Here is a 9,922-nt window from a genome sequence, read left to right on the forward strand (position 1 = left end):
GACCGCCGTCCGCAGCCCCGGCTATGGCCAGCCGCAGGTCCAGCAGGGCCAGATGAGCGCTCCGTCACCGTCCGAGGCGCAGATGATGGCCTCGGCCCCGGCCTATGATCCCTCGCGCGCCTTCCGCCGCCAGGACCCCTATTACGCCGCCCCGCCCCAGGTTCAGGCGGCCATGCAGCCATCGCCCCAGCCGACCTATATGCCGCCGCCCGCGCCGATCCCGACCGCGATCGACCCCAACATGCAGGCGCAGCAGCAGGCCCAGACACAGGCTCAGCCTTCCGCTCCCTACGATCCCAATGCCCCGCGCCGGGACGCCCTGATCTTCAGCATGAACCAGGGCGGTGCCCCTCAAGGCCAACCGCAGGCCCAGGCCCAACAGCCCCAGTATGCGCCCCAGCCCCAGTACGCTCCGGCCTCCACGGATCCCAACGCCCCGCGCCAGCTTGCCCAGGCCGCCCCGACCCAGTCCGGCCAGCCGCCCCGCGAGAGCGCCCGCTACTATTCGGTCCACCGCGAGGCGGGTCACGAGCCCGACGCCATGACCCTGCCTGAGTCGGTGTTCATCGGCGGTGGCGCCACGCCCGACCTCGCCGAGCCACCAGCCGTGCCGATCATGCCGCGCGTCGTCAACGGTCGCGCCCAGGTCGTGGCCAATCAGGAACCGGTCCTGCCATGACCGACGTCGCCCCCGAGGCCGCCGTCGCCGGGTCCCGCCTGCCGGCCCTGATCGCCCTGGCCCAGGAACCGTCCAGCGAGAGCCGCCGGGCCCTGCTGCGCGAACTGACCGACCACTTCTTCGGCTCCACGGCCCGCACGACCAACGAGGACGCCCTCTACGGCTCGGTCCTGTCCGACCTGGCCGCCGACATGGAGGTCGCCGTCCGGCGCGAGCTGTCGGCCCGTTTCGCCGTCCGTTCCGACGCCCCCCGCGCCCTGATCCGCCGCCTGGCCAATGACGAGGCCGACATCGCCGGCGAGGTGCTTCGCGTCTCCACCGTCCTGACCGAGGAAGACCTGCTGGGCGTCGTTCGCGCCAAGGGACAGGAATACCTGCGCGCCGTCTCCGGCCGCGCCGACGTGTCAGAGGCCCTGTCGGACGTCATCGTGCAGCGCGGCGACGACGAGACCTTGGGCACCCTGCTGCGCAACGACGGCGCCCGCCTGTCGCGCTCCGCGACGGAAGCGGCGGTCGAGCGCGCCAAGGCCAACCCCGACCTGCACGCCGCCACCGTCGAACGCTCCAGCCTGCCGCCCGACCTGCTCAACGAGATGTATTTCGTGGTCGAGGCCCGACTGCGTCAGCATATCCTCGAACAGAACGCCGCCATGGACCCGGTGCTGCTCGAGAACGCCCTAGCCGCCGGACGGACCCGCATCGCCACCGACGACGGGGCCCTGCCCGCCGACTACGCCGCCGCCCATGACTACGTCGACGAGCTGCGCGCCGCCGGCCAGTTGTCGCCGACCATGTTGGCCCGGTTCCTGAGATCGGGTTCGCGCACGCCCTTCCTGATCGCCCTGGCCCAGCTGGCCGATGTGGATTTCCATACCGCCCGCCAGATCGTCGAGCGGGGCGAGATCGACGCCCTGGCCGTGATCTGCAAGGCCGCCGACCTGGACCGCGCCCTGTTCCTGACTTTCACCGTGGTCATCCTGAACAAGGACGCCGACGCCATGGGCAAGGCCCACGGCTATGGCCGCCTCTACGCCGACCTGACCCGCGACCAGGCCCTGCGCACGGTCCGCTTCTGGCGGATGCGGCGGGGGGTTCAGGCGGCCTGAGGTTCGAGGTTCGAGGTTCCAGGGGCGAGGTTCGAGGGTTCAGACGAACGGACCCGCAGGAGAACCCCTGGAGATCCCTTGGCCCCTCAAACCTGGTCCCTCTCCCCTCGAACCTAAAACGCCCGCTCCCTTTCGGAAGCGGGCGCTTTCAGATGATCAACGACCGAGTTCTACTTCTTGGCGCGGGTCGTGGTGCGGGCGGGTTTGCGGCCGCCCTGGCCCAGGCCCATCTGCTTGGCCAGTTCCGAACGGGCCTTGGCGTAGTTGGGGGCGACCATCGGATAGTCCTTGGCCAGGTTCCACTTGGCCCGATAGTCTTCGGGGCTCATGTCGTACTTGGTACGCAGGTGACGCTTCAGCGACTTGAACTTGCGGCCGTCCTCCAGGCAGATCAGGAAGTCGGGGCTGATCGACTTGCGCACCGGCACCGCCGGTTCCTTGATCTCGGGCTCGACCTCGACCACGCCAGTCGAGACCTGCGACAGGGCGGCATGGATGTTCGAGATCAGCGACGGCAGGTCGTTGGCCGAAACACTGTTGTTGCCGACATAGGCCGACACGATGTCCGCCGTCATCTCCAGAAGACCGGTCTTCTCGTCCATGTTCAGAGCTTCCACTTGCTGATTCTGCCTTTACTCGCCGCTCTTACGGCTGGTTGGCAAGGTCAGTAGTGTTCTTCGCTGATGAAAGCAATGCGACGTCATCGAACGGCACAATTTACAGCAGACGAAGCCAGACAGCTCTGACGCGACTGGTCAGCGTCCGAAGTTCTCGGCCAGGGCCATCATCGCAGCCCGCTCGGGTGCCGAGTATTCGTCCAGGCCTTCGCCGTCTCCGTCGCGAATGGCCTTGAGCAACTGGGGTGACAGGGCCGAGGACAGGGACCAGTTCCAGTAACGCAGCACCGTCTGGGCCCGATCGACGGCCAGCATCTCGAAACAGATGGCGACCCGCTCCCAGGCCGGATGGATCTGGCCGTCGGGGCCCACCTCGGGCCGCCGCATCGAGCGCCACAGGTTCTGGAGGTCGATCCGGGTCATGCCCGTGGCCTTGCACAGGATGGCCAGGGGCTCACCGCCCTGATCGCCCAGGATCTTGGCCCCCGTCAGCGGCTTGATCCCCGCCAGGTAGGAGATTTCCGATGCCAGCTCGCGGCTGAGGCCGCCCTGTGCCGCCACGGCGACCGCCTGTTCCAGGTTGTCATAGGGGCTCTTGGCGACGGCGGCGCGGTTCCTCTGGCGGCGCTCGATGAATTGCAGGGCCTTGCGCGAGACAGGATCCTGCCAGCCCTCGGCAGCGGCCATGGCGAAGACGTCCTCGACCACCTCCTGCATGACCTCGCGAGAGACGGCGAAGCGTTGCAGGATGGTCCGCCGGTCCTCGACCCCGCACCACCAGAACATCACATAGGCCCCGGACGGCCGAAGCTCGGCCCGGCGCAGCAGATGGGCGCAATAGGTCGGCGTCTGGCGGCTCTGGTCGACGATCTGCTCGACCCCGACCTGGGACAGGCGGGCCGTGGTGTTGCGCATCACGGCCTCGATCACCCGGGGCTCGGCAAAGCCGATCAGGGCGTCGGTGACCACCTCGGCCAGACCCCGCCGGTTGGCGATCAGGACGCGGTGCTCGACCGAGGCGTCCCGGGCGCAGGCCACCAGGTCCGCATCGGTCAGGGAGGCGCATTGCTCGATCAGCAGGCCGGCGATCTCAGGCTCGTCCCGCAGCAGCATCCGCGCCAGGCTGTTGGGCAGCTCCGACAGGGGGGCCAGACGTGCCGCGACCCGCTTGCGCTCCTGCGGTGCCGCAAGCCGCAGCATCTCGACCAGAAGGTCGCCGGTCACCGACCGTTCGAAGGCATTGATCCGGCTGGCCGGCAGGGACACGACGTCGGCCAGCCGCTTGAGCAGCGCATGGCGTGCGCGCAACGCCGGGGTGGGCGCATCCTCGATAGGGGCGACGGCGGCTTCGGACATGTCCCCCACAGACTAGGCCTCAGCGGTTAACCGCCCGTGACGGTCAGTCGAACGCCGCCCAGGCCGCGCGGCTGTCGCCGGTCAGGGCAAAGGCGGCCTGCACCTCGCCGGCCTCACGGAAGGCCAGGGTCAGGACCACCTGTCCGTCGGCCGCCCTGGCCGGGTCGAAGTCGATCAGCATCAGGTGCAGGTCGCTGCCGGGACGGACATCCAGCGCGCCCTGGGCCGGCACGTCCCAGGTCGGGTCCGCATCCATGCTGACGCCGGTGGCACTGCGGCGGATGTGGTGGAACTCGACCCGACTGGCGCAGGCGCAGGTGACGCTGGTCAACTGATCCGCCGCTGCCGAGCCGTTGACCACCCGGACATAGCCCGCCGAGGCCTCGCCGACCGTCCCGGAGCTGGCCACGATCCGTCGGGTCAGGTCCAGCGGCCCGGCCGCGACCGGGGTCTCGGCCAGGGCAGTCGTAGCGGCAAGCACCACGAAGGCAGCGAGAATTGGGCGCAGGAACATCATCGAGGTCTGTCCTTCAGCGGGCCGGAGGGGCCGGAACGATCCCAGGTCCCCGAAGCTTAATCCTCAAGGAAGCCAGGCGCTACAGCCCGTCGAACAGGGCGGTCGACAGATAGCGTTCGGCGAAGCTGGGGATGATGACCACGATGGTCTTGCCGGCGTTCTCGTCCAGGGCGGCCAGGCGGAAGGCGGCGGTCAGGGCGGCGCCGGAGCTGATCCCGACCGGGATGCCCTCGGTGCGGGCGACCTTCCTGGCCATGTCGAAACTGTCTTCGTTCGACACCTGTTCGACCGCATCGATCACGTCGCGATCGACGATCGAGGGGATGAAGCCGGCGCCGATGCCCTGGATCTTGTGCGGGCCGGGGGCACCGCCGGACAGGACGGGAGACGCCGTGGGCTCGACCGCCACCATGCGCACCGAGGGCTTCTTGGCCTTCAGGGCCTGGCCGACGCCGGTGATGGTGCCGCCGGTGCCGACCCCCGAGACGACGATGTCCACGGCCCCGGCGGTGTCGTTCCAGATCTCCTCCGCCGTCGTCGCCCGGTGGATGGCGGGGTTGGCCAGGTTGTCGAACTGGGAGGGGCTTACGGCGTTGGGGGTCGTTTCCAGCAGTTCCTGGGCCCGGGCGATGGCGCCCTTCATGCCCTTTTCGGCGGGGGTCAGTTCCAGGGTGGCACCCAGCAGGGCCAGCATCTTGCGGCGCTCGATCGACATCGATTCCGGCATGACCAGGATCAGTTTGTAGCCCTTGGCGGCGGCGACGAAGGCCAGGGCGATGCCGGTGTTGCCGCTGGTGGGCTCGATCAGGACGGTGTCGGGCTTGATCTTTCCGGCCGCCTCCAGCGCCTCGACCATGGCCACGCCGATCCGGTCCTTGACCGAGGCGATCGGGTTGAAGAACTCCAGCTTGGCCAGCACCGTGGCCTTTGACCCGTACTCGGCCGACAGCCGGGGCAGCTTCACCAGGGGGGTGTCGCCGATGGTGTCGATGATCGACTCATAGACCTTGCCACGGCCCTGGGTGGCGCGATTAGAGGCGTCGTATTCGGACATGGAAGCTCCGTCGTTCCCGGTCGGTCGGGGTCGCATAACAGATAGGCCGATCGGCGCGACCGCAAGGGGGCGGCCAGGCGATTTATCGGTGGCGGCCTTGCGAGATTTCATATCGGCGGTGTCGCGGAACCGGGGGCGGCGGACGGTCGGAAAAGCAGGGTCTGAAAGGTCCGAATGGTCTGAAATGTAAGGTATACATGACTTTTTTGAAGGAGTCCGGACTCAAAAACAGAGTCCGTTGAGTCCGTTGAGTCCGTTGAGTCCGGACTCTGATCGGGTCCCCGGGAGGATGCTTTAGGGTGTCAAAGACCGACGCGGATCGACAGTCTAACACGTCCGGCAGCCGCGCTCGGTCGAAGACCTCGAGAATCACTCAATCCCTTGTGCGGCAAGGGATCGGAACGCCGAAGTTGCGAAACCAGACCCGTCCGGCGACCCTGCGCCCTACAGATGCCAGTCCGGGGTGTGATGCAGGCCGCCGGTCGTGACCGTGTCGAGGTCCAGCATGTACCGGCCGGTCCACGCCATCGGCCCGGTCACGGTACCGTCGTCGACCCATTCGACGGGCAGGACATCGGGACCGGCATCCTTGAGCCCCGGTTCCAGTTCGCCTGCCGACGCGCTCCACCGGATGTCGGACGAGACCAGCCGGGTATTGGCCAGCTGGATCAGCATGTCATTGGTCCCGTCCCCGCCCAGATCGACGAAAAGAAAAGAGCCCGAGCCAGAGTAGGCGATGCCGAACGTATCCGACGCCCCCGTGCGGACCCCGGTCAGGTCGATCCGGTCCACGCCGGTCTCGAAATCGACGATGATGTCGGCGGCCGAGACGCGCGAATCCGAGGCCGCGACATAGACGAAGGTGTCCGCTCCCCCCTGTCCGCCCAGGGTGTCGGCTCCACCGCCGCCGGTGATGGTGTCGTTTCCCGCGCCTGCGTAGATCGGATCGTTCAGCGCCGAGCCGACCAGGGCGTCCGCGTTGGCCGAGCCGACCAGATAGACGCCGTGATTATTGCCATACAGGATGTCGGTCGCATGGACCGTGCGCCGGTCGGCGGTGGTCAGGAAGTCACCCGACGCCGTCTGTGCAAAGACGAAGCTGGAGCCGTTGTCCGTGCGGATGATGCTGATCGAGGTGGTGTTCAGCAACGTCAGGTCGATGAAGTCGATCCCGGTCTCGAAGTCGTAGAGGTTGTCATATCCGGCGGCCTGGCTGGACTCGGACGCGACCCGATAGACGAACCGATCCGAACCGGCCCCGCCTGAGATCGCATCCGCGCCGCCGCCGCCGGTGATGACGTCACCGCCGCCCCCGCCCTGGATCGGATCGGCCTGCGTTGAACCGACCAGTTCGTCCGCGTTGTTCGATCCAACCATATAGACGCCGAAGCCGTTGGCGTATGAGAAGTCGTTCCCGTTGATGGCCCGCCGGTCCGCCGCCAACTGGAAATCTCCGCCCGGCATCTGGGCGAAGACGAAGCTGGAGCCGTTGTCCGTGCGGATGATGCTGATCGAGGTCGGGTTCAATCCATAGATGTTGATCCGATCGATACCGGTTTCGAAGTCATAAAGGTTGTCATAGGCCGCAGCGTTGGAGTCCGTCACAGCAGCATAGTCGAAGACGTCGGATCCGGCCCCACCGGCCAGGGCGTCCGCCCCGCCTCGCCCCTGGAGCACATCGCCTCCGAGACCGCCAAACATCGCATCGGCGCGCTCGCTACCGTAAAAGAAGTCCCTCTCTCCGGCAGGAGACGTGGAGACGTCCAGCCCGATCATGGTCACACCGAACGAGCCGTTATAAAGTATATCCTGTGCGTTGATGCCGTTGGAGACGATGATCGACATCTGGCCGTCTGGGGTGTCTACAAACACCCTGCTCTCGTAGGTCTCTACCCTGACAATACTTATCCGATTTACTGTCAAGGCCGTCAGATCAATCTGATCGCTCTGGACTCTCGTCCCGCTCCTGGTCAAGAATCCTGAAATGGTGTCTGGACGCTCAACCGTCGAGTCCGTGGCCGCAGCGTAGACATACCTGGCATATCCATTGCCATTGCTCATCCGATCCGCGCCGGCGCCGCCGCTGATGAGATTGTTTCCTATGCCGCCCTCGATGATGTCGTCGCCATCGCCCCCGAGCAAGATATCGTCGCCGTCCCCTCCAGTGAGCCGGTCATCCCCTGCATAGCCGCGCAGTTCATCGCCCCCAATCCCGCCCATGAGCGCATCCGACGCCTGACCGCCCAGGATCATGTCGTTGCCGGCGCCGCCATAAAGCGTCGCGGAGAGCCACCCCGCCGTCAGGAAATCATCGCCGCCCCCTCCGAACGCATCGGTCTGACCCTGCATCTGATCTGACGCCTCGGTCCCATAGGCGAAAATCCGCGAGGGCGTGACATACGGTGTAGGGTTGGCCTGGGTGCCGCCAGCGTTGTTGACAAAGGTCGGAGCCGTCAGTGAAGCGGGATCGACGTTCAGAAGGCGAGCGATGACAAACTCTGTCCCAGGATCGACGATCAAAGTGTCAGCGCCTTGTCTGGCCAGCACCACCAAGTCCCCCGAGGCGGCGCCCAGCAAGCCCTGAGAGCCGGCGCGTGAGAAATCCAGACGATCGACGCCCACTTCAAAATCCGTGACGACAGCCGTACCGACGGGTCGCTTGAACTCGAACGTGTCCGCTCCGGCGCCGCCCGTTAAACGTACGGTGACGTCTACGCCGGTGGGCACGACGTTCTGGACGAAGCCGGCAAGCTCGAAATAGCCTGCTGCAATGATATCATTCCCGTCGCCTCCGTCGATAACTGCGTGAGAGAAGGCGGTGATGCGATCATTGCCCGTTCCACCGTTTATGCGGATCGGCGCTCCATCGACCGCAGCCGAGACGGGGGTTCCACGCCCTGCGATATAGACGAATCCCGACCAGCCCGCCGTAATCGTGTCGTCGCCGTCGTCGCCATTCAGGACGGTTCCGTTGGAAACGCCCGCAGCGCGGATCACATCATTTCCGGCTCCGCCATTGACGACGTCATTGACGTTGACGACCCCCTGGAATGCCGGTGAGGTCGTCTGGCCCGAAGGCAGGGTGACAAGGCGCTCGCCCGTGTCCAGCACGTCGTCCCCGTCGCCGCCGTTCAGGATATCGGCACCAGCTCCACCGTCGAGCGTATCGTTGCCGCCAAGGCCCGAAAGCTCATCCGGGCCGGCCGTACCGGTCAGGGTGTCGGCTCCGTCCGTTCCCGTTTGGACCAGGCCGCTGGGGCCGACGGTGATGCTGCGGTCGGCGAATCGGAAGGTCTCGATATTGACGACGCGGTCGGTGCCGCTGGCCGCGCCGGACACGGTCCAGATGCCGTTCGACAGGCTGAAGCTGTAGTCGGCGAAATTGCCCTCGAACACGGCTATGTCGACGGCGATGTCGTAAGGCGACTCGACCCCACCATCGATGTAGTCGTTGCCCAGTCCGCCCTTGAGCGTATCCACGCCGCTGGCTCCGTACAGCCAGTCGTCGCCGGCCAGGCCGTCGATGATTTCCCCCCCCACATAGCCGACCATGATGTCGGCTCCTGCTGTCGCCGTAAGCGCCGTTGTTCCACCCTCGCGGGCAGACACCCGCCGGGCCGCCGGGGCAATCACCCCGTCCTGGGACAGGTCCAGAACACGGTCGGTGAACACCACGTGCTCAACACCCGTCAACAGGTTGACGGCGTTCCCGGTCTGGATCCGCAAGACGCCGTCCGAGTGCGTAACCACCGAGTCTGCGTAGGCGACGGTCAAGGTCACCGTGTCGTCACCGCGTCCGCCGTGGACGGTGTTTGACCCAGAGCCCGGATTGAGAGTGTCGTCGGTCGAGCCACCCGTGATCGTGTCGTTCCCCGATCCCGTCGCAATGAAGGCGAAGGTCATGTCGAAGCCGGTGACCGACCAGTCCTGGGTCGTGTCCTGCAAGGCCACGCTCATCCTGTAACCCATCAGGATCTGCTCGAAATTCGTGAAAGTCCCCACCAGCGAGTCCGGGGCAGAGCCGCCCCGAACGAAGTTGGTCGTCCAGACCGCGACCGAGCCTGGCGTTTCGCCCGGTCGAAGCGTGAGGCTTCCGTAGTACTCGCCGTGAAAGACGATGCGGTAGGAGAAATCGACGGTGTCGAACCCGGCCCCACCATCCATATCTGGCGAAGTGAAGAAGGTTCTGTCGTCCCCATCCGTGCCGGACAGGGCGTCGTCCGGGATCGCCGCCCACGCCCGATCGCCCGTCGCGTTCTCGACCGTCATCACCTCGGGGCGATCCGCCCCGTTCATCAACACGGCTCGCGACATACTGAACTCCTGGAACGACCGGGCTCAGTATAGGCGACGGCAGGGGCGCGGCCATACCTCGAAAAGTAGAGGGCGGGCGATTGTTCGCGTCAGTCCGCCTCAGACGTGATGCCGGGAATCCGCGCGTTTCACGGTCCCGACCGGCCCCACCCTTCACCCCCCGTTAACCACGATCCCGCATTCGTTAACGCGATGCACAACCTCGTCTCAGCCGTTCAAGCCATCGATCCCCTGGTCGTGACCGGCAAGGTCGCGGGGGTGTCCGGACTGCTGATCGAG

General features: G+C 66.1%; 6 protein-coding genes and 1 pseudogene. 2 read left to right on the forward strand and 5 right to left on the reverse strand.

Translation table 11 applies throughout. The features are described 5' to 3' along the window. Both ACILQR_RS13420 and ACILQR_RS13425 read left to right on the forward strand, forming a co-directional pair. Positions 1-679 (forward strand): annotated as a pseudogene (locus tag ACILQR_RS13420) (hypothetical protein); the annotation flags it as partial. Next, positions 676-1,785, forward strand: a complete 1,110-nt coding sequence (locus ACILQR_RS13425) for a DUF2336 domain-containing protein (RefSeq protein WP_395651902.1) — start codon at positions 676-678, stop codon at positions 1,783-1,785. The pseudogene ACILQR_RS13420 and the gene ACILQR_RS13425, both read left to right, overlap by 4 nt. Positions 1,786-1,955: 170 nt before the next feature. Here the strand turns inward: ACILQR_RS13425 and ACILQR_RS13430 are convergent, their stop codons facing one another. The 5 genes from ACILQR_RS13430 to ACILQR_RS13450 all read right to left on the reverse strand — a co-directional run bounded on the left by ACILQR_RS13430 (position 1,956) and on the right by ACILQR_RS13450 (position 9,643). After that, positions 1,956-2,387, reverse strand: coding sequence for a MucR family transcriptional regulator (locus tag ACILQR_RS13430; RefSeq protein WP_271147190.1), 432 nt, complete (start codon positions 2,385-2,387; stop codon positions 1,956-1,958). Positions 2,388-2,540: 153 nt separating this feature from the next. Next, on the reverse strand, positions 2,541-3,758 hold the full coding sequence (locus ACILQR_RS13435) for a DUF2336 domain-containing protein (RefSeq protein WP_395651903.1): 1,218 nt from the start codon (positions 3,756-3,758) through the stop codon (positions 2,541-2,543). Positions 3,759-3,801: 43 nt separating this feature from the next. Further along, the gene (locus ACILQR_RS13440) at positions 3,802-4,275 is read right to left on the reverse strand and encodes a copper chaperone PCu(A)C (protein WP_395651904.1); all 474 of its coding nucleotides are present in this window, start codon (positions 4,273-4,275) and stop codon (positions 3,802-3,804) included. A 79-nt stretch (positions 4,276-4,354) separates the two neighbouring features. Continuing rightward, the gene (cysK, locus tag ACILQR_RS13445; RefSeq protein WP_395651905.1) at positions 4,355-5,365 is read right to left on the reverse strand and encodes a cysteine synthase A; all 1,011 of its coding nucleotides are present in this window, start codon (positions 5,363-5,365) and stop codon (positions 4,355-4,357) included. 408 nt (positions 5,366-5,773) lie between these two features. Continuing rightward, a complete protein-coding gene (locus ACILQR_RS13450) occupies positions 5,774-9,643 on the reverse strand; it encodes a calcium-binding protein (protein WP_395651906.1) in 3,870 nt (1,289 codons plus the stop codon). Positions 9,644-9,922: the final 279 nt, after the last annotated feature.

Source organism: Brevundimonas sp., from assembly GCF_044239655.1.
Lineage (GTDB): Bacteria > Pseudomonadota > Alphaproteobacteria > Caulobacterales > Caulobacteraceae > Brevundimonas.